This window comes from Microvenator marinus, assembly GCF_007993755.1.
Taxonomy (GTDB): domain Bacteria; phylum Myxococcota_A; class Bradymonadia; order Bradymonadales; family Bradymonadaceae; genus Allomicrovenator; species Allomicrovenator marinus.
In genome coordinates, this window is the sequence record NZ_CP042467.1 from 1484554 (window position 1) to 1503053 (window position 18500).

The 18500-nt window shown below is 54.8% G+C and carries 17 protein-coding genes and 1 riboswitch; of the genes, 11 read left to right on the forward strand and 6 right to left on the reverse strand.

Annotation, left to right across the window (positions count from 1 at the left end):
* Positions 1 to 42: 42 nt before the first annotated feature.
* The 3 genes from speD to speB all read left to right on the forward strand — a co-directional run bounded on the left by speD (position 43) and on the right by speB (position 2335).
* On the forward strand, positions 43 to 468 hold the full coding sequence (speD, locus tag FRD01_RS06310; protein WP_249756058.1) for an adenosylmethionine decarboxylase: 426 nt from the start codon (positions 43 to 45) through the stop codon (positions 466 to 468).
* A 167-nt stretch (positions 469 to 635) separates the two neighbouring features.
* A complete protein-coding gene (gene speE, locus FRD01_RS06315) occupies positions 636 to 1478 on the forward strand; it encodes a polyamine aminopropyltransferase (protein ID WP_146958545.1) in 843 nt (280 codons plus the stop codon).
* Positions 1475 to 2335: an agmatinase gene (gene speB, locus FRD01_RS06320; protein ID WP_146958546.1), complete on the forward strand. Its 861-nt coding sequence runs from the start codon at positions 1475 to 1477 to the stop codon at positions 2333 to 2335. Before speE ends, speB begins: the two co-directional genes overlap by 4 nt.
* A 1-nt stretch (position 2336) precedes the next feature.
* Here the strand turns inward: speB and msrB are convergent, their stop codons facing one another.
* Entirely contained in the window at positions 2337 to 2744 is a 408-nt protein-coding gene (gene msrB / locus FRD01_RS06325) for a peptide-methionine (R)-S-oxide reductase MsrB (RefSeq protein ID WP_146958547.1), read from the reverse strand.
* Positions 2745 to 2837: 93 nt separating this feature from the next.
* Between msrB and FRD01_RS06330 the strand changes: the two genes are divergently transcribed.
* The 3 genes from FRD01_RS06330 to FRD01_RS06340 all read left to right on the forward strand — a co-directional run bounded on the left by FRD01_RS06330 (position 2838) and on the right by FRD01_RS06340 (position 6743).
* Positions 2838 to 3998 (forward strand): pyridoxal-phosphate-dependent aminotransferase family protein, encoded by a 1161-nt coding sequence (locus FRD01_RS06330; protein ID WP_146958548.1) that lies wholly within the window; start codon positions 2838 to 2840, stop codon positions 3996 to 3998.
* Positions 3999 to 4086: 88 nt separating this feature from the next.
* Positions 4087 to 5769 carry an energy-dependent translational throttle protein EttA gene (gene ettA, locus FRD01_RS06335; RefSeq protein WP_146958549.1) on the forward strand — a complete coding sequence of 561 codons (1683 nt, stop codon included), beginning with the start codon at positions 4087 to 4089 and terminating at the stop codon, positions 5767 to 5769.
* A complete protein-coding gene (locus FRD01_RS06340; protein ID WP_146958550.1) occupies positions 5766 to 6743 on the forward strand; it encodes an asparaginase in 978 nt (325 codons plus the stop codon). Before ettA ends, FRD01_RS06340 begins: the two co-directional genes overlap by 4 nt.
* Before the next feature lie 3 nt (positions 6744 to 6746).
* Here the strand turns inward: FRD01_RS06340 and FRD01_RS06345 are convergent, their stop codons facing one another.
* Positions 6747 to 7499, reverse strand: coding sequence for a fatty acid desaturase family protein (locus FRD01_RS06345; protein WP_146958551.1), 753 nt, complete (start codon positions 7497 to 7499; stop codon positions 6747 to 6749).
* Positions 7500 to 7587: 88 nt separating this feature from the next.
* Here FRD01_RS06345 and FRD01_RS06350 point away from each other — a divergent pair, with 88 nt between their 5' ends.
* The gene (locus tag FRD01_RS06350) at positions 7588 to 8580 is read left to right on the forward strand and encodes a hypothetical protein (RefSeq protein WP_249756059.1); all 993 of its coding nucleotides are present in this window, start codon (positions 7588 to 7590) and stop codon (positions 8578 to 8580) included.
* A 5-nt stretch (positions 8581 to 8585) separates the two neighbouring features.
* Here the strand turns inward: FRD01_RS06350 and FRD01_RS06355 are convergent, their stop codons facing one another.
* From FRD01_RS06355 to FRD01_RS24230, 3 genes are all read right to left on the reverse strand, one after another.
* Positions 8586 to 9224 carry a cell surface protein gene (locus tag FRD01_RS06355; protein ID WP_146958553.1) on the reverse strand — a complete coding sequence of 213 codons (639 nt, stop codon included), beginning with the start codon at positions 9222 to 9224 and terminating at the stop codon, positions 8586 to 8588.
* Positions 9221 to 9664: a hypothetical protein gene (locus FRD01_RS06360; protein WP_146958554.1), complete on the reverse strand. Its 444-nt coding sequence runs from the start codon at positions 9662 to 9664 to the stop codon at positions 9221 to 9223. The genes FRD01_RS06355 and FRD01_RS06360 overlap by 4 nt, the downstream gene beginning before the upstream one ends.
* 69 nt (positions 9665 to 9733) lie before the next feature.
* Positions 9734 to 9894, reverse strand: a riboswitch (cobalamin riboswitch).
* Positions 9895 to 9931: 37 nt separating this feature from the next.
* Positions 9932 to 10084, reverse strand: coding sequence for a hypothetical protein (locus FRD01_RS24230; protein WP_249756060.1), 153 nt, complete (start codon positions 10082 to 10084; stop codon positions 9932 to 9934).
* Between the two features lie 234 nt (positions 10085 to 10318).
* On the opposite strand from FRD01_RS24230, the gene FRD01_RS06365 reads away from it, so the two are divergent.
* Positions 10319 to 12457, forward strand: a complete 2139-nt coding sequence (locus FRD01_RS06365; RefSeq protein ID WP_146958555.1) for an alpha-ketoacid dehydrogenase subunit alpha/beta — start codon at positions 10319 to 10321, stop codon at positions 12455 to 12457.
* Here FRD01_RS06365 and FRD01_RS06370 read toward each other — a convergent pair.
* A complete protein-coding gene (locus FRD01_RS06370) occupies positions 12451 to 12885 on the reverse strand; it encodes a thiol-disulfide oxidoreductase DCC family protein (protein ID WP_146958556.1) in 435 nt (144 codons plus the stop codon). The two genes, FRD01_RS06365 and FRD01_RS06370, sit on opposite strands and share 7 nt — an antisense overlap.
* A gap of 181 nt (positions 12886 to 13066) precedes the next feature.
* Between FRD01_RS06370 and FRD01_RS06375 the strand changes: the two genes are divergently transcribed.
* Genes FRD01_RS06375 through FRD01_RS06385 form a run of 3 tightly spaced genes read left to right on the forward strand, consistent with a single transcriptional unit; the run spans position 13067 to position 18500 of the window.
* Positions 13067 to 14668 carry a hypothetical protein gene (locus FRD01_RS06375; protein ID WP_146958557.1) on the forward strand — a complete coding sequence of 534 codons (1602 nt, stop codon included), beginning with the start codon at positions 13067 to 13069 and terminating at the stop codon, positions 14666 to 14668.
* 17 nt (positions 14669 to 14685) lie between these two features.
* On the forward strand, positions 14686 to 16245 hold the full coding sequence (locus FRD01_RS06380; protein WP_146958558.1) for a hypothetical protein: 1560 nt from the start codon (positions 14686 to 14688) through the stop codon (positions 16243 to 16245).
* Positions 16236 to 18500 carry a sulfatase gene (locus tag FRD01_RS06385; RefSeq protein WP_146958559.1) on the forward strand — a complete coding sequence of 755 codons (2265 nt, stop codon included), beginning with the start codon at positions 16236 to 16238 and terminating at the stop codon, positions 18498 to 18500. The genes FRD01_RS06380 and FRD01_RS06385 overlap by 10 nt, the downstream gene beginning before the upstream one ends.

Below are 18500 nucleotides of genomic sequence, written 5' to 3' on the forward strand. Positions count from 1 at the left end.
GGCGTGAGAAGGTTTGCGAAAATTTCTCAGGAGGAACATGAATTGAACACATTCGGACGTCACTTGTTGGTAGAATTCTTCGGCTGCTCAGAAACGATCCTCAACGATATTCAAAGTATCGAGGATGTCATGCGTAAAGCCGTCAAAGCTTCGGGCGCCACGGAAGTTGGTTGTGTATTTCACAAATTCAATCCGGTCGGAGCCAGTGGAGTCATCGTATTGTCGGAGAGCCATATCTCCATTCATACGTGGCCAGAAGAAGGCTTTGCCGCCGTCGACTTCTACACATGCGGAGATTGTGACCCGCATCGTGGGTTGGACATCTTGCTAGAGGGCCTTGACGGGTCTCATTATGAACTGATGTACGTCGAAAGAGGTCTTGAAGGTCAAGACAAGTCGATGCAAGTCAGAAACCATGCCGTCAGCCCCACACGATTTCGACCTCGACTTGTTGAGAACGCCTCGTAATAAGGCGATTCGACCATGTTCGAATGTGTAAGCAGCTCCGGCTGTAGACCATTCATCTGCTTCAAAGGCGCTCAAATTGAGCGCCTTTTTTCGTGCAGTGATTCACTTGATCTTTGGCACCTTGGGTGTCAAAAGACCCGTGGCTTAGAAACTAAGGAGTAAGCATCATGGCCCTTTGGTACGACGAAGTCATCAACGACCAAGTCCGATTTGGACTCAAACTAAAGCGAACGCTCTTTATGGGCGAAAACCAATATCAGACCGTCAGTGTGGTCGAAACCGAGGCGATGGGCCGCGCCCTTCTCATCGACGACCTCTGGATGACCAGTGAGGTTGATGAAAAGGGGTATCATGAAATGATTACCCACCCCGCCATGGTCACTGCGCCGAAAATCGAGCGCGTGCTGATCATCGGTGGTGGAGACGGCGGAACGGCGCGTGAAGTTTTGAGATACTCGGAGGTCAAACATCTGGATATGGTCGAGATCGACGGCATGGTAGTGGATGCTAGTAAAGAGTTCCTCCCCTCTATCGGTGGCTCGGCGTGGACGGATCCGCGTTTTCATCTGACCATTGGGGACGGTATTGAGTGGGTCAACCGAACGGATCTCGAACCCTACGATGTGATCATCGTGGACGGCTCTGACCCCGTGGGACCGGCCGAAGGACTCTTTAACAAGTCTTTCTACCAGGCATGCTTTGACCGGCTCACCGATGACGGCGTTTTTGTGACCCAGTCGGAATCCGCGATTCTCTTTCTGGATACCCATGTGGAGATGGTCAACCTCATCAAAGAGGTCTTCGGACATGCATTCCCATACTACCGCGGCGTCTTCTTGTATTCCGCTGGACCGTGGAGCTGGACCTACGCCTCAAAGAAGATTCGCCCAGAGAATATCGTCGATTCACGGATGTCGATGATTGAAGACATCGCCGAGATCTATAACCGTGACATTCATCACGGCATCTTCGCCATTCCCAACTATGTCCGCCGGAGACTCAAACTATGAGCGCTTTTGATTCCCCAAACGCACCTTCATTCATTGGCGCAGCGCGCGAGATCATCGAGTCTGCGGTTTGCCTCTTTGGCGTGCCCTATGACAGCACCACGTCTTTCCGACCAGGTACCCGAAACGGCCCCGATGCCCTTCGCATGGTCTCGGATGGCCTAGAAGACTACTCGCCAGAGCAGGACTTGGACCTCGGAGATATCGATTATTGTGATATCGGAAACCTTTCGTTTCCACTGGGCAGTCCCGGACCCGTGCTTGAGCAGATCTACGCAGGCACTCAGGAAATCCTCCAAGGCGGAGGCGTCCCGCTTATGCTCGGTGGAGAACACTCGATCACCCCTCCCGCCGTCAAGGCCGTTTGGGAAAAGCACCCCGATTTGGTGCTGGTGCAAATCGACGCTCATGCTGACCTGCGCACAGATTATATGGGTGAGCCGAACTCACACGCGTGCGCAATTCGGCGCTGTCTCGATTTCATGGCGGCTGACGCTGTGCTCCAGGTGGGCATTCGTTCGGGAACCAAACTTGAGTGGGACGAGATGCGCAAGACGAACCGCTACGTCGAGCCAAAGCCTGAAGTTTTTGCTAACCGGCTCGAAGCATTCCGGGGGCGCCCTATCTATCTCACCATCGATCTCGACGTCTTTGATCCCGGATATTTCCCGGGCACCGGAACGCCAGAGCCAGGCGGGATCAACTGGCAGACATTTGCCGGGCTGCTCAAGGCCTTCGAAGGGTTCGATATCGTGGCCGCAGATGCGGTGGAGCTCTCTCCCGCACTCGATCCTACGGGCGTTTCGTCGGTCCTAGCCGCCAAAGTTGTGCGCGAATTGATCCTTCGGCTCACGCCTTGAGTTAGGCTTCTGGCTCGAATCGAATCGAAGCCGAATTCACACAATACCTCAGACCTGTCGGTGGGGGACCATCGTTGAACACATGGCCGAGGTGCGCGTCACACTCCGAGCATACGATCTCGGTACGTATCATGCCGTGCGTGGTATCGCGGATTTTTCGGATCTCGGCCCCGTCCACTTCCTCAAAGAAGCTCGGCCAACCGCATCCGGCATCGAATTTTGCTTTGGACGTGAACAAGTACTTTCCACAACAGACGCAAACGTATCGGCCCTTCTCCGTATGGTCCCAATAGACCCCGGTGAACGGCCGCTCCGTGGCTGCCTTTCGGGCAACTTCAAACTGAATCGGGGTTAGGCGTTCTCGCCACTCCTCTTCACCAATCTCTTTCCAGTCTTTTTTATCGCTCATCGCGTCCTCTCTTTTGACGACTCTACCGCTTCAAAAACTCCAAGTGAAGATGCCGCTTCTCAATGCTAAGGTTCTGCAAAGTTAGGAGTCTATATGCGACCATTACTCATGATACCCGGCCCTATCGAAGTCTCACCCGCTGTAGTTGCGGCTGCAAGCGGGCCACCGCCGAGTCACGTCTCCGCGCAGGTCATCGAAGCTTTTGGGGAAAGTTTAGAAATGATGCGCGAGGTCTTCTGCGCAAGCCCGAGCTCGCAGCCCTTCGTAGTGGCTGGCTCGGGAACGCTCGCTATGGAGATGGCCGTCGTCAACCTCATCGAGCCTGGAGACTCAGTCGTAGTAGTCAATACGGGCTACTTCTCAGACCGCATGGCGGAGATGCTCAGACGACGTGGCGCCACGATAGAAGAGGTTCGAGCCCCAAGCCCGGGAGCGGCCCCAACGGTGGCTGAAGTGGGTGAGGTTTTGCGCAGGGTGCGGCCAATCGCTGTTTTTACGACGCATGTGGACACGAGCACCGGCGTGAAGATTGACGCTGCAGCCATTGCAGACCTCGGAAAAGACCTTGGGATTCTGAGCATTTTTGACGGAGTTTGTGCGACCGCGGGCGAAGAATTTCTGATGGATGAATGGGGCGCCGACATCTATCTGACCGCGTCTCAGAAGGCCATTGGTCTTCCGGCGGGTCTAGCCTTACTCATGGCTTCTGAACGCGCGATGATGCGCCGAGAAGAACTCAAGACCCCGCCTCCAATGAGCATGGATTTCCACCAATGGCTACCGATCATGAAAGCGTATGAGGAGCGCCGTCCATCCTATTTCGCGACACCTGCAACCACCTTGATCATGGCGCTCCAAGTGGGGCTCAAGGAGATCCTAGAGCAAGGGATGGCCAACGTTTTCGAGAGGCATCAATCGGTGGCTGACGGCATGCGCGCCGCGTGGCACTCCATGGGGCTTGAGACTCTGACGGACCCACATCTTGTGGCCAATACTTTGAGCGCTATTCGATACCCTGCGGGACTAGACGCTACGTTAGTTTCTGAAATCGCGAAGAGCAGCGTTATTGTTGCGCCCGGTCTGCATCCTGAGTGCAAGACGGAGTACTTTCGCGTGGGACATATGGGCTACACCACCCTGAGAAATGACTGGCTTGAGACCTCGGTCTTGGCCGTTTCTCAGGCGTTGAGCGCCAAGGGGCACGTCAATAGCTTGGACAAGGCTCTGGAGGCGTTGAGGGCTCACATAGGGTAACGGTTCCGATTGCCAAACCTCGCCCCAAGCGTTACACCCACCACAGGTTTGACTCTACCCATATCTCTTATCTTTAGGAGTGGCAGAAATGGCACGCGAATTCATCTATCAGATGCAGGGGCTTAAGAAATACACGCCCGACGGAAAGCAGATCCTCGACGGAATTTGGCTCTCATTTTTCCCTGGAGCCAAGATCGGTATCGTTGGTCCAAACGGTGCCGGTAAGTCCACTCTCCTCAAGATCATGGCGGGAATCGACAAGGAAATTGTCGGTGAAACCTGGGTTGACCCATCCGCTAAGGTCGGATTTCTGGCGCAGGAACCTCAGCTCGACCCAAGCCTCGATGTTCGCGGCAATATCGAGCTCGGCGTCAAAGAGATCCGCGACCTCCTTACTCGATTCGAAGAAATCTCGATGAAGTTTGGTGAAGAAATGACCGACGACCAGATGAATAAGCTGATCGAAGAGCAAGGCAAACTCCAAGACCAGATCGATGCGGTTAACGCCTGGGATTTGGACCGCACCGTGGATATCGCGATGGACGCATTACGCGTTCCCGCCGGAGACGCGGATGTCAGCACCCTTTCGGGTGGTGAGCGCCGTCGCGTGGCTCTTTGCCGACTCTTGTTGTCCAAACCTGATTTGCTCCTTCTCGATGAGCCTACAAACCACCTCGACGCTGAAACCGTGGCGTGGCTTGAGCGTGCGCTCCGCGAGTATCACGGCACCGTGATCATCGTCACACACGACCGATACTTCCTCGACAATGTCACGCAGTGGATCCTTGAGCTTGAGAGCGGAAAAGGTATTCCGTTCGAAGGCAACTACTCGTCCTGGCTCGACCAAAAGCGCAAGCACCTCGAGCAGAAAGAGAAGGCAAACTCGGCCAAAGCCAAGATGCTCGCGCGCGAGCTGGAATGGGTCCGCATGGGCCAGAAGGCTCGCCAGGCAAAGAGCGAAGCCCGCTTGAAGCGCTATGACGAGATGCGACGTGATTTCGAAGAAAATCGCGAGCAAGACCGACGCCGCGACATTATCATTCCTCCGGGGCCACGCCTCGGTGATGTCGTGGTTGAAGCCAAGAACCTGCGGAAAGGCTATGGCGACCGCCTCTTGATCGAAGACTTAAACTTCAATCTCCCGAAAAACGGAATCGTGGGTGTTATCGGGCCAAACGGTGCCGGCAAAACCACTCTCTTCCGCATGATTACTGGCGAAGAGACACCTGATGAGGGCCAACTGGTCGTCGGTGAAACCGTCAAGATTTCCAACGTGACGCAGACTCGCGACGATATCGGCGAAGAAAAAACGGTCTGGGAAATCATCTCGGGTGGCGCCGAGGTTATCAGCGTTGGCAAACGTGACCTGAATTCTCGCGCATACTGTGGAGCTTTCGGTTTTAAAGGCCGTGCACAACAGCAAAAAGTTGGAACGCTCTCCGGTGGTGAAAGAAACCGCGTGCACCTCGCCCGAACCCTTCTCATGGAAGGCAACCTGCTTCTTCTCGACGAACCTACGAACGACTTGGACGTAGAGACCTTGAGGGAGCTCGAGGACGCGCTCGAGGACTTTGCCGGATGTGCTGTTATCATCAGCCACGATCGCTGGTTCCTCGACCGACTCGCCACGCATATGCTTGCATTTGAGGGCAATTCGCAGGTCACGTGGTTTACCGGAAACTACGAAGAGTATGAGCGCGACCGCAAAGCCAGACTTGGCGAAGATGCTGACCGACCAAAGCGCATCAAGTACAAGCCGATCACCCGATGAAACCTCGAGTTCTCTTACTTCATACCGGTGGAACACTGGGCATGAAGGGGACTCCTCTGGAGCCCTCGGGATATGCCGCCACGCTCTTGAGTGCGGTGCCTGAACTCTCGAAAATCGCTGAGATCGAAAGTCAAATCGTGGCCAACCTCGACTCCAGTGACGTCGGACCGGCGATTTGGGGTGAGATCACGAGGCGAATCGCCACACACCGCGAAGACTTCGACGGCTTTGTGATTGTTCATGGCACCGACACCATGGCCTATACCGCGTCGGCGCTCAGCTTCTCCTTGCGCGGGCTTGGTAAGCCAGTCGTGCTCACCGGGGCGCAGCGCCCGCTGGCTGCGCTTCGAACCGACGCCCGACGCAACCTTGCCGATGCGGTAGAACTCGCCACCAAGGACATCCCAGAGGTTGGAATCTGTTTTGACGGCCTGCTCCTGCGTGGATGCCGGACAACAAAGGCTTCGGCCCACGATTACCGCGGGTTTATGAGCGCAGATTGCGCGCCACTCGCGCGTCTTGGTGTAGATATCCAACTGGGTGGGCATATCCGACGGGAGACGCTTGAATTCAGTCCGAAAGACGCGTTCGACCCCGCCGTCCTCTTTTTGCACGCCCAACCTGGCCTCAACCCAGAGGTGTTCCGGCGCGCGGCGAGCGTTGAAGGCGTCAAAGCCGTGGTGCTTGCGGCATTTGGGACGGGGACTCTTCCCACCTCAGTGAACCCACTCGCGCCGGAGATTAAGGCCCTAATCAATTCAGGAACAGATGTCTTGGTGATAACGACGTCAACCGGGAAGGTCGATTTTGGACTTTATAAGAACTCGCTAGATCTCATCGACGCGGGCGCAATTCCGGGCGGGAACATGCGTCTCGAAGCCGCGCTGACCAAGATGATGCACGCGCTTGCGAACTTCGACTCGCAAGACCTCCGGCGTCAGTATCTTGTGGAAGATATTGCAGGAGAGGTCTGATTTTCAGGAGTTCTCTTGGGCGGGAATCGTACGGGCGTTGCGCTCGGTAGATGTCATAGGATCGGCCCACGGAGAGTTAGCGCGGACGAATTTCTCGAGCTTTGGGAAGATGCCAAGCTTTTCGAAAACCGGATTCAACCAGCCCGTGGTGATACAGTAGTAGGTATCAAATGGCGCTGTGTGGTGAACATTATGATGATCCACAGACATGATCACGCCCATCTTCATCAGCAATCGAGCAAACGCAGGCGGGTCCTCTTGGTGCGACCATTTGTGGATCTGATTGGTTGCGAACACACCAGCGAATTGTGAAAGGAGTGCGAGTTCGAGCCAAATTGCCCAGGTGTCAGAGGTATTCGGTATCAACAAGAATAGTGGCATTCCAAAGAGCATGATGACCACACAGTTGTTGCCATTGACCTCTACAAAATCATGGCGCGTGATCCCTTCTGGGTCGGTGTGGTGCTCTCGAAATGGCCGAATAAAATTAGGACCCAGGATTGGAGTATCCGTGGACCCAAACGTGTCGGCTAACCAGTGCACCATCCCGGAGCTGAAGTCTGCCAAAACGAGGCCGACAAAAAGCGCGGAGGGCACGATCCAGAAGAGCTCTACCATCGGGCTGTTGAACTGAAGCGCCAATTGATAGGCGATATAAACAGTGGTCACGAGATAGGCGAAGATCGCCACGATCTCCATGATTCGTGCGTGTGTTGCGTAGTCGTAATTGCCCAAGAGCCACTTTTTCTCACTCATCCAAATCTCACTTTCGTACCGGTTGCGGCTAGGATAGCGGGAATGTAAAACAACTCAAGGTGAATCCTCCCTATTTAGCTCCGAGACTATGATGATTGACCCAGACCGGCTTCGACACGAATTGACCAGAATGAAAGAGCTCATCGCGAGTGACCCTGAGGTCTTGGCTCAGTTCGACAAGGATGGAAATGGCGTAATTGACGGAGCCGAATGGGAGGAGGTTAGAAAACTCGTCATTCGACGCCTGGAGCGAGAGGACTTCGAGAGACAGCTCGCCGAGAAAGTTCTCGAAGAGGAAGCAAATGAGACTGAGATTCAGGCGCGAGATTTCTCCAATCTGGAGCTCGCGTTTGATCCGCGTCGTTCGGACGCCAGTCAGGCCGACGAGATTTTTGAGCGTGAGATAGCTCGACGTCGACATTCACAAACACCACAACGCGTGAGGGTATCGGAGCACGGCACTCTGGCTGATTGTCGAGAGCTAGTTCTTGAGCAAACCGGCGGAATCAAACAGGTCTTTGGAGGCATGTTTCGACGTGAGTATTCGATTCGGCGTCGGGACGGCCAAGAGGTCGGGCGGATTCATCAAAAACAAAACGAGATGCTTCAGGACATGACCAATCTCAGTCTCTTTCGTCATCAGAACGTTACCTTTTTGATCGACGATGAAGTCGCTGACGAACGGTTCGAAATGAGCCGTTCCGCATCTATCGGCGACAACTCTATCGCCGTGATGAACCCCAACAAACGCATGATCGCGGACACCAGTTGGACTCTGAGCTTCTTGCGACGCAAGTACGAGGTAAGAGCGGTTCGAGAAGGAGTTTCTTATTACGTCCGGCGACTACTGCTCCGGCCGTTCACATTTGAGATACTCGACCCGTTTGAAGAACCGATCGGAACGATGTCGAGGGGTTGGTCCGGCATCGGGTTTTTAACCGGAGGTAATCTCTTCCATATCGACGTTCAAGAAGATGTATCTCCCGACGTGATGTGGGGCCTCTTGGCGGCGGCACTCCTGGCAGACCTCGATAGCGAGAATGGCAGTCGAAAGGCTGGGCTCGATTTCTTGAATGGATAGATGCTCTAACGAACCGTGCCTTCGCGAGAGTGTATCCAGCCCAATGCGTCGAGGTCGAAGCCGGCGGTGTTGCCCTCACCGGGTAGAGTCTTCAAATCCTCAATTTTCACATATCGGGCCCAGCCAAGGTTCAACTCGCCCAAGTCGAACGCATCACCACCGGTGACCGTGGGATCCAAAGGCTCTCCTGGGACATACTCGAACTCCAATACGGGGTTCCAACCTGCACATCCCTCCTTGGATTCAGCAGGCACACAGTCCCACGTGTGCCACTCCTCGAGGTCCTGTGACACGCTGACTCTGCCGAACTCCTCGAAAGGTTCAGTGGGGTCACCTCCCGCAAAAAACGGGTTTTCGAAAACGATGAAATCCGCACCAGGACCATTGGCAAATTCGCCGAGGTCCATAACGATCTCTCCGCCGACACCAAGGCTTAGAACTCGCATGCCGCCTCGCGAAATCCCACCACCCTCAGGGGGACCAAGGACGATGTCTGGAAACTCATGGTCGCCGTAACCTGCAAACTCGCCCGGTTCAAACGAGACGACCTCACGGGCAAACGGACCGAAATCCTTTGCCGGTTCGATATCTTCGCCACATCCCCCCAGGCATGCAGCTATCAATGAAAATACGACCGCTCTCACTTGCGTGTCATCATCGTCCAAGAGAAGCCACCGCAACCGGCGCCTTCCAAGTCACTCGAGTCGGCCGTGGCCGATGCCTCGAGAGCGGCTTGTTCGGACTCCTCTCCAAATGTCACAGTGCAGTAGTAGAAGACGTCTGCTTCGATTTCGGTCCACTCGATCCGGTTGAACAACCCCGGGTCGAAGTCGGCATCTTCGGCGTTTTGGGTGACGGCCACGTTGGCGTCATTGTCGAAGAACACGACGTTCTGGAAGTCTCCCCAGGTGGTTTCGGTGATGGTTTCGGAGGTTCCGAAATTCGTGTCCCATTCTCCGACAACTTCTAGGGAATCTTCGGCACACATCGTGCCGCAATCCTCAGCGGGTTTGTCGTCCTCGCCGCATGCGACAAGGGAGAGAGAGAGTGCACAAGAAACGAAAAAAGCTCGGTGTTGGAACATGACGTTCTCCAATTTTGGCCGAGCGAAAGCAGGGGGAACCATTCCCTCTCGCTTCCGACCCGAAGCGGGGTGTATCTGACGTGTTGCGCCAATATCCTGGCTTGCGGGTCATCCTCTTTCGGCACCTTCCCAGTTTCCCAGTGGTTTAAGCCGAATTCGTCACCGCTTACAGTTGCGGGGGCAGCGTTGGTTTTTCACCAAACTTCCTGTCGCAACACGTTTAACTTGGAGCGGGGGCTATCACGCTCGCTTTGGCAGCGTCAACCCCTATTCTTTTTCGTCCTCCTCCGCCGCTTCGATCATCTCTTCGACTTCTCGAGCGTGCTCATCGCCAATCTTTTCGCGCATCTCACCAAGGGCGCGTTTGGCTTCAAAGGCTGTTAGTTTATCACGTTGAAAGTCTACACATATCAGACACATTGGAACCTCCTGGGCCTTAGTCATGTGCCACGTATCATTCTACCTACTTGTGTTCGCGAACCCAAGCGCCATAGGGCAAGTCTTCGATTGCCGCACTATTATTGACGCGTCGCGTTAACGGGAGTTCCAAAATCTTTCGGAAGAATTTTGATATTCAGATGCTTTACCCTCTCAAAGTCGTTGTGCTAGTCATGCCTTCGATGGGACCTGACCCCTTCAGACAAAGAGGACATTATGGCAACAAATCTAGAAAGCACGTCTGATTCCCTCACTCTAGCGAACTCCAGGTATCACGGCCTGACCGAGGAAAAGCTGGTAGAGATGTATCGCCAGATGTACATGTCTCGGAAGCTCGACGATGCTGAGATCAATCTCAAGCGTCAGCAGAAGATTTACTTCCAGATTTCGGGCGCGGGTCACGAAGCTGTATTGGTTGCCGCAGCGAATGTCCTCAAACCTTCTTACGATTGGTTTTACCCCTACTATCGTGACCGCGCGCTCGTGCTTGCGCTCGGCATGACGCCAGTTGAGATTTTGGCTGAGGCCGTTGGATCGTCCGAAGATCCGAACTCCGGTGGCCGTCAAATGCCGTGTCACTGGGGGCATAAAGACCTCAATATCGTGTCACAATCATCGTGTACGGGCACACAGCACCTTCAGGCCACGGGCGCCGCCCAGGTCGCGCGTATCGTAGAAGCTGTTGAAGGACTCAAAGGCCGCGATGATATCCAGACGTTTGGTGATGAGGTCATCTACGTATCCATCGGCGATGGCGCGACGAGCGAAGGCGAGTTTTGGGAAGCTGTGAACACGGCGGCGAACATGAAGTTGCCCGTGCTTTTCATGGTTGAGGACAACGGATACGCGATCAGCGTGCCTGTTTCGGTTCAGACTGCCGGAGGCTCGATCTCAAAGGCCACAAGCGGATTCGAAAACCTCTTCATCACAGAGTTCGACGGATGCGATCCGATTGAGAGCTACGCGAAAATCACCGAAGCCGTGGAGTATATCCGTGCCGGAAACGGCCCCGCTCTGACGCACGCTCACGTGGTTCGTCCTTACTCGCACTCGATGAGTGACGATGAGTCGATGTATCGCCCCGAGAGCGAGCGCGAGGACGACGCAAAGCGCGACCCGATTACCACTTTTGCGTCCTTCCTCGTATCCGAAGGCATTCTAGACCAGGACGAAGTCGACGCTCTTAAGAAGGACGTTGATGCCGAGGTCCGCCAAGCTGTGGACGATGCGCTCGCCCTGCCCACTCCACACCCGGATACGGCTCTCGACTATATCTACAGTCATGATGTGGACCCAACGTCGAGCGTTTTTGCGACCAACCCCGAATGGGACGAAGAAGGTGGCGAAAAGACCATGGTGGACCTCATCAACGCTGCGATGCGTACTGAGATGCGCCGCGACCCGCGAATCGTGGTCTTCGGTGAAGATGTGGCTGATGTCACCAAGGAAGAGTACCTCGGCAAAGTGAAAGGCAAAGGCGGCGTCTTCAAAGTGACCCACGGACTTCAACTCGAGTTCGGCAGCGACCGCGTCTTCAACAGTCCGTTGGCTGAAGCCAACATCATTGGACGCGCCATAGGTATGGCCACGCGCGGTCTCAAGCCGGTGGTTGAGATCCAGTTCTTCGACTACATCTGGCCCGCATACATGCAGCTCAAAAACGAGCTCTCGAACATGCGTTGGCGCTCAAACAACAACTTCAAATCACCTGTGGTGGTTCGAGTTCCGATCGGTGGCTACCTCAAAGGTGGGGCCCCGTATCACAGCCAGTCGGGTGCAACGCTCTTCACTCATATCCCTGGCCTTCGAGTCGTGATGCCGTCGAACGCCGCAGATGCAAACGGTCTTCTTCGCACAGCGATTAGGTGCGACGACCCAGTGATGTTCTTGGAGCACAAGCACCTCTATCGGCAGACCTACAACAAGTCGTTCAACCCGGGCGATGACTACATGATTCCGTTCGGTAAAGCCGCCAAAGTGCGCGAAGGAAACGCGTTGACGGTCGTTACTTACGGTGCATTGGTGGAGAGAACGCTGCGTGCGGTCAAACAGACCGGGATCGACGCCGAAGTCTTAGACTTGCGGACACTCTCCCCTTACGATTGGGACGCGATCAGCGAGTCCGTCAAGAAGACCAATAAGGTTGTGATCGCGTACGAAGACAATATGTCTTGGGGTTATGGTACCGAGATTGCGACTCGTATCGCCGATGAGCTCTTTGAGTACCTCGACGGGCCGGTCAAACGTGTGGCTGCACTCGACAGCTTCTGCGGCTACCACCCTGACCTCGAAGACCGTATTCTTCCTCAAATCGACGATATCGCTCAGGCGATCACGTGGCTTGACGCCTATTGATTTAGGTTTGAAAGGGTAATTTTGGTCGGGACGCCACCCTTGGCGGGCTTAAAGCCAGTGCCGCAGGCCTTCATCTTCAACATCGTGGAGACCTTTGTGCGGTTCGCTGCCACGATTCCATAGACCACATGCTCGGCCCATAGAATTGGTGGGAAGAAAAGCGGTATCGTCGCAAGTGGCGAGAGTCCCTCAAGCGAAAGCCCAATCATATTGATGGCGTTTGCCCCTGAGTGTACTCGCCCTGCCCCATCCACAACCTGAAGAAGCTGAGAACACATCTCCGGAGTGAGTCCCCACTGAGCGAGTTCTGCGTCTGAGTAGCTTTGATACGGGCGCACCAAAATTGTGGCTCCCTTGTCTCTCGCGTCCACCCACTCGGCACTCGCCGTGCAAATCCCGCAATCACCGTCGAATAGCATCCTCAGCATCGTAACCTCACTACGTGTACAAGCGGGCTCTGGCCGCCTATCCTGAAAATAGCTGAATGTTGAGTGAGTTTCATTGAAAGATTTGCCCCATCCGCTAGGGTGCGCCGGAAATGAGGATATGATTTGAGCCAAGTTATCGATTCGGCTATAGGTCCCGCAATCAAAGAATTGAGTGATGAAAATGAAGAACACATTTTGTTGGATTGTTGCGTTGGGGATGTTGCTTGGAGTGGGTTGTGGAGACTCCAACACGAAGAAATTTCAGAAAAACCCTGATCCGCCGCCAAACAACAGTGAAACCAATAATTCTGATCCAAACAACACGAACAATACAAACAATGGTACCGCGACCAATAACGTCACGGTCTCACCGGAGTTGTGCGGAAATGGCCTCTTGGACCCAGGTGAGATTTGCGATCCCGAAGGCTCGGGTTCGGATCGATGTCCCACGGAGTGCCCTCCTGAACCGGCGTGTTCCATGATTGCGCTCGTCGGCAGCGCCGACGATTGTACAGCGCGTTGTGAAGTGCGGCCCGTCGGCTGCTTCGATGACGACGGTTGCTGTTCCGTCGGATGTGACTCCGCATCGGATAACGATTGCGAAAACGTGTGTGGGAATGACATCGTCGAAGAGAATGAGACGTGTGACGGAAATTGCCCCACATCTTGCGACGATGGCGAGGCATGCACCGTAGATTCCTTCGATGGGTCGGCGAGCGAATGCTCGACGGTGTGTGTGAACACGCCGCGCACCTCGTGCACGAACAACGACGGATGCTGCCCTGCAGGCTGCACTTCTCAAAACGATAACGACTGTTCATGTCAGCCCACAACAACGTGCGCTGCCGAAGGATTTACCTGTGGGACGCTCGACAACGGATGCCAAGACATCAGCTGTGGCACATGCCCAGGTGGATTCTCGTGCCAAAACAATGAGTGCGTGGCCACCCAAACGAATCGGGTTGGAGAAGCCTGTACCTCGAACTCACAGTGCGGCGCCGGACTTGAATGTGCAACCGCCGCCGACTCGGGCTTTACAGGTGGATACTGCACCAAGTCTTGCGTGAGCGATAACGATTGTGGAAGCGGCTCGCATTGCAGCGTCGTCAACGACAACGGCTTCTGTGTGGAAAGCTGCGGCGGGAATAACGATTGCACGCGCAGCGGATACGAGTGTTTCAATGTCGCTGGTGATTCCCGGACTGAGTGCGGCCCTGTCGCCAATGGCAATGGGCAAATCGGCGACCCATGTCAGAGACTCAGTGATTGCAGTGGAGGTCAAACAGGTAACTGCCTTTCACAGGCAGCGTACCCGGACTTCTACCAGGGATATTGTACCAGAAACTGCTCTGTGGACTCTGATTGCGGAAGCACAAGCCTCTATCATTGCTGGAAAGGTGACGCCGCAGATCCTGGCGGAGTCTGCGTCAAGAAGACTTGCTCTCGAACGAACTACCTCGTGTTCAACTCCAACCCTTCCGTGGATTCTCGCACCGAGTGTTGGCCTGGAGGCACTGGAAGCAGGCAAGTTGGAGACGCGTGCGACGCCGTGTGGCAGTGCGCAGGCGGCGAATTCGGTGTTTGTATCGCCGATACGCAAGCAAACCTAGTAAATGGATATTGCACAATCGCTTGCGATAGAACCTCTTGCCCTGCGGGAACAACGTGCTGGCAAAACGCGATCTGCGTAGAAGATTGCACCTCGGATAGCACGTGCCGCACGGGTGAAGGATACTATTGCGCCAACGACCCAAATGAAGCTATCGACTTCTGCTGGATGTAAAAAACAGGTCAATCATTATGTTAAAGTATATCGCAATCATAACGTTGTTATTCTCGACTCTCGGGTGTGGCGAAAACACCAAAAAGTTCGCCAAGGTTGACCAACCTACAAACAACCCGGATCCCAACAACACCAACAATCCAGACCCTAATAGCCCGCAAGGCACCAACAATATCGACTTGGAAAATTGTGGTAACGGGGTTTTGGACCCAGGTGAGTTGTGTGACCCGTTAGTCGAAGGCGATGGCGCTTGCCCATTCGAGTGCGAAGCCACGCAAGATGAGTGCGGCACGGTGGAACTCGTGGGTAACCCCGACCTCTGCAACGCCACGTGTGTATTCGTCCCCGCGGCTTGTGGAGATGGTGATGGGTGCTGCCCATTGGGGTGCGACTCGTCCAACGACGCAGAGTGCACGAACACGTGCGGCAATGACATTGTAGAAGGCAATGAGGTTTGTGACGGTGACTGCCCGACAGAATGTGAATCGCCCGATTCATGTTCGGTTGGAACGGTGAACGGGAGCGCAGCCACCTGCACGGCTGAATGCAGCTTTACCCAGATCACCTCATGCCAAAACAACGACGGCTGCTGCCCGGCCGGATGTACAGCCCAGACTGACAACGACTGTTCATGCAACCCGACCGCAACCTGTCAAGGGCTCGGAGCTGAGTGCGGAAGTATCTTCAATGGATGTGAGAACATCAGCTGCGGCCAATGCGGCGTTGGTGAAACATGCGAGCAGAACGAATGCGTTCAGAATACGCCGCCACCCACAAATGTGGGCAACGCTTGCACTTCCAACGCCAACTGTGGAGCTGGTTTGGCCTGTATCCCGCAGACAGACGGGGTCGTAGGCGGTTATTGCACGAAGGGTTGTGTCTCAAATTCCGATTGTGGTTCAGGATCGCACTGCGGTTTCTATGACGACGAAGGAAACGGTCTCTGTCTGAAGAGTTGTGGCACCAACTCCGATTGCGGACGCTCATCGTATGAGTGTTTTGACGCAGACCTCTCGGGGCCCAACGAATGCTGGCAGGTGGGTTCAGGTTCGGGATCCGTAGGTGCTGCGTGCCAAACCGTAGCCAGTTGTGCTGGAGGCCAGGATGCGATCTGCTTGTCCGAGTCACAAGGCTTCTATCAGGGCTACTGCGCCACCTATTGCAACTCCGACGCAGATTGCGACTCTACTAGCCATTGCTCCGACTTCGGTCTCTGCCTGAGAGATACATGTAATAGGGCAACAGGTTACGAACGCTTCGATGCTGATGGCGACGGAGTGCTTGAGTGTTTTGCGTCAGCAACTGGCAGCGCGGGTATCGGTCAGGCGTGTGACGGAGATTGGGATTGCGCGGGTGGACAGTGGGGCCGTTGCCTTTCAGATGACGACGGTTTTCCTGGAGGCTATTGCACGCTTGCCTGCGGTTTCGACCAGGGAACCTGTCCAAGTGGGGCTACCTGTTGGGAAGCGAACACCGACACTTCGATTTGCGTTGACCAATGTGACGATTTCACGTGTCGCTCGGGATACTCCTGTTTTGACCCAGACGGAAACGCTGGAAATATCTGTTGGCTCTGATCTCAAGTCGTCAAATCTTACGACTCCTCAGCGCTGTACTTTTACAGGCGCTCCTCGGTAGTTTTGTCTACAGATTCGGAGAAGGACTCACCACGGAGGCAATCCTTCCAACGATCGCCTCTGTCACCTACATTCTTCCGTTGCTCGTGGCCGTAATACTCATCACACGAGGTCTTGAAAAGCTTCGCGGATGGGTTGAATCCGTCTATATCACCAGCGCGGCCATCGCATTGCACAGCACTGTGATCGCCTACGGATTTGGGACTCTACTCGGACTCACGGGGCACGAACTCCTGATCGCTGCGGGCCTTGTGGGTCTTTTTGCCACTGGGATTTGCCATCGCTACATTCGACCACGCTTGGCCCTCTATCCAAAACTTGGCTGGCTTCTTCCAATCAGCATGTTCTTGGCGGTCCCGGCGCTAGACGTAGCCATGACCTACGAGCTTCTTCTGGCGCGAACCCCCAGAATACTCGACCCGAATGCCCTGCTCTTCTTTGCGTTGAGCGGTCTCGTCTTGCTGGCAAGCATATCTATGACGCCCTGGTTTGCCTCCGGCCGGCTTCTACCTAGATTTGCGACCGTCGGGGTGGGGTTTGCGCTGGTCGGCATCTGGGTGGCGATGGCGGTTTGGAATCGGCTCTACTTGGTTCCAAGACTCTATCCCGAAGTCCATGGGGTGATCGCCTTCTTCGAGTTCTTCATTGTTCTAGGGGCCCTGAGCTGGCTCGTTCCCGACAACGACACAACACCCGGCAAGAAACACGTTGCGGCAGTCGCCCTGGCTTGTCTAATCCCAATCGGAGCGCTTGCAGGCCCTACTCATTCACTCGCCCCACAACATATCGACTACACCGCACACTTCTTCTCCAAACCCTTTCTCTGGGTACTTGACGACTCTGACAATGCACTTTCCACCCGACTTGGAGGATTTGATTGCGAACCTTCAAACCAAGGCATTCATCCACTCGCGAAGGAGCTCAGAGGGAACGGAATCGATGAAAACTGCTCCGGTTCGGATTTGGAAGCGCCCACTGAGAAGGCGCCTCAGCTGCAAGAAGACGAAGGGGACCTGACCATTCTCATCACGATCGATATGCTCAGGCCAGACTATATGAGCGTCTACGGACATCCCCAGGAAACTACGCCGCACCTCGAGAAGCTCGCCACAGACTTCGTAAGATTTGACCGCGCTTATTCTGCCGGCGGCATTACTACCCTTGCCCTCCCGAGTGTGACGCGCGGCCGCATCCCGATGTCATTGGACTTTGAACACGTCTATCGCACGGTGGACTTGCGATACGTGTTTCCGGACGAGCTGAAAGCAAACGATCGGTACAACCGAGTCTTCATGTCTCCTCGCTCCGACACCCACCCTACGATCGCTTCGGTGTTTGAAGACGCGGGGCGCGAGACTTATGCCATTTTGGACGATGGAATCGGGAGCATTTTCAGAAAAGGATTCGGCTTCGAAAAAGGCTTTCAGACAGTCTACTACCCGAATCAACCTGATGGGCCCGGGCCTGAGAAGTGGACTTCGAGGGAGGTCACTGATGCGGCCCTTAAAGTGGTTGACCGCGCCAAAACAGGAGCTTTCATCTGGATTCACTACTATGACCCACACGCCGCAAAGCCTCCGTGTAGACGATTCGAGATCACGAAGGGGCTCGGTTGCTACGAGGATGCAATCGCCGACATCGACTCCTATATCGGGGACATTGTTGCGAGGCTGATGGCTACGGGACGCTGGGATAACTCCACGATGATCATTACTTCCGATCACGGAGAAGCTCTTGGAGAACACAGGCTCTACCACCATGGACTGGATTCCTACGAAGAGTTTGTGCGCATTCCGCTGCTGCTAAAGTCGCCTTCAAGTCGCCAGATGCCGAGGCAAAACACGACGCCGGTTTCGCTCATTGACGCTTCGTTTACGGCACTCGCGAGCGCGGGCCTGACACCTCCGCCTGAGTTTCAAGGCGAAGATTTGCACCTTGTTGAGAAGGTAGAACGGCGATGGCCGGTGATCTCTCAACAGCTGATCATGGAGGTCGATGGCACGCCAGTTAGGCAGCAATCCCTGCTAGTGGAAGGCGACTCCCGCTTTATGTGGGACCGTGTTTCTGGAAGGACTTGGCATTTCGATATCAGCCAGGACCCGGCCCAAACTGGACCGATGGCACCACGGGATTTTCGTGAGTCGAAACGAAAAGAGCTGGAATCGATTCTAGAAGCTATGGAAGCAAGAGAGTGA

Bases quoted from the DNA above. Each gene is read 5' to 3' on its own strand.
- speE (WP_146958545.1), top strand. From the start codon at position 636: ATGGCCCTTTGGTACGACGAAGTCATCAACGACCAAGTCCGATTTGGA.
- speB (WP_146958546.1), top strand. From the start codon at position 1,475: ATGAGCGCTTTTGATTCCCCAAACGCACCTTCATTCATTGGCGCAGCG.
- msrB (WP_146958547.1), bottom strand. From the start codon at position 2,744: ATGAGCGATAAAAAAGACTGGAAAGAGATTGGTGAAGAGGAGTGGCGA.
- FRD01_RS06330 (WP_146958548.1), top strand. From the start codon at position 2,838: ATGCGACCATTACTCATGATACCCGGCCCTATCGAAGTCTCACCCGCT.
- ettA (WP_146958549.1), top strand. From the start codon at position 4,087: ATGGCACGCGAATTCATCTATCAGATGCAGGGGCTTAAGAAATACACG.
- FRD01_RS06340 (WP_146958550.1), top strand. From the start codon at position 5,766: ATGAAACCTCGAGTTCTCTTACTTCATACCGGTGGAACACTGGGCATG.
- FRD01_RS06345 (WP_146958551.1), bottom strand. From the start codon at position 7,499: ATGAGTGAGAAAAAGTGGCTCTTGGGCAATTACGACTACGCAACACAC.
- FRD01_RS06350 (WP_249756059.1), top strand. From the start codon at position 7,588: ATGATGATTGACCCAGACCGGCTTCGACACGAATTGACCAGAATGAAA.
- FRD01_RS06360 (WP_146958554.1), bottom strand. From the start codon at position 9,664: ATGTTCCAACACCGAGCTTTTTTCGTTTCTTGTGCACTCTCTCTCTCC.
- FRD01_RS24230 (WP_249756060.1), bottom strand. From the start codon at position 10,084: ATGTGTCTGATATGTGTAGACTTTCAACGTGATAAACTAACAGCCTTT.
- FRD01_RS06365 (WP_146958555.1), top strand. From the start codon at position 10,319: ATGGCAACAAATCTAGAAAGCACGTCTGATTCCCTCACTCTAGCGAAC.
- FRD01_RS06370 (WP_146958556.1), bottom strand. From the start codon at position 12,885: ATGCTGAGGATGCTATTCGACGGTGATTGCGGGATTTGCACGGCGAGT.
- FRD01_RS06375 (WP_146958557.1), top strand. From the start codon at position 13,067: ATGAAGAACACATTTTGTTGGATTGTTGCGTTGGGGATGTTGCTTGGA.
- FRD01_RS06380 (WP_146958558.1), top strand. From the start codon at position 14,686: ATGTTAAAGTATATCGCAATCATAACGTTGTTATTCTCGACTCTCGGG.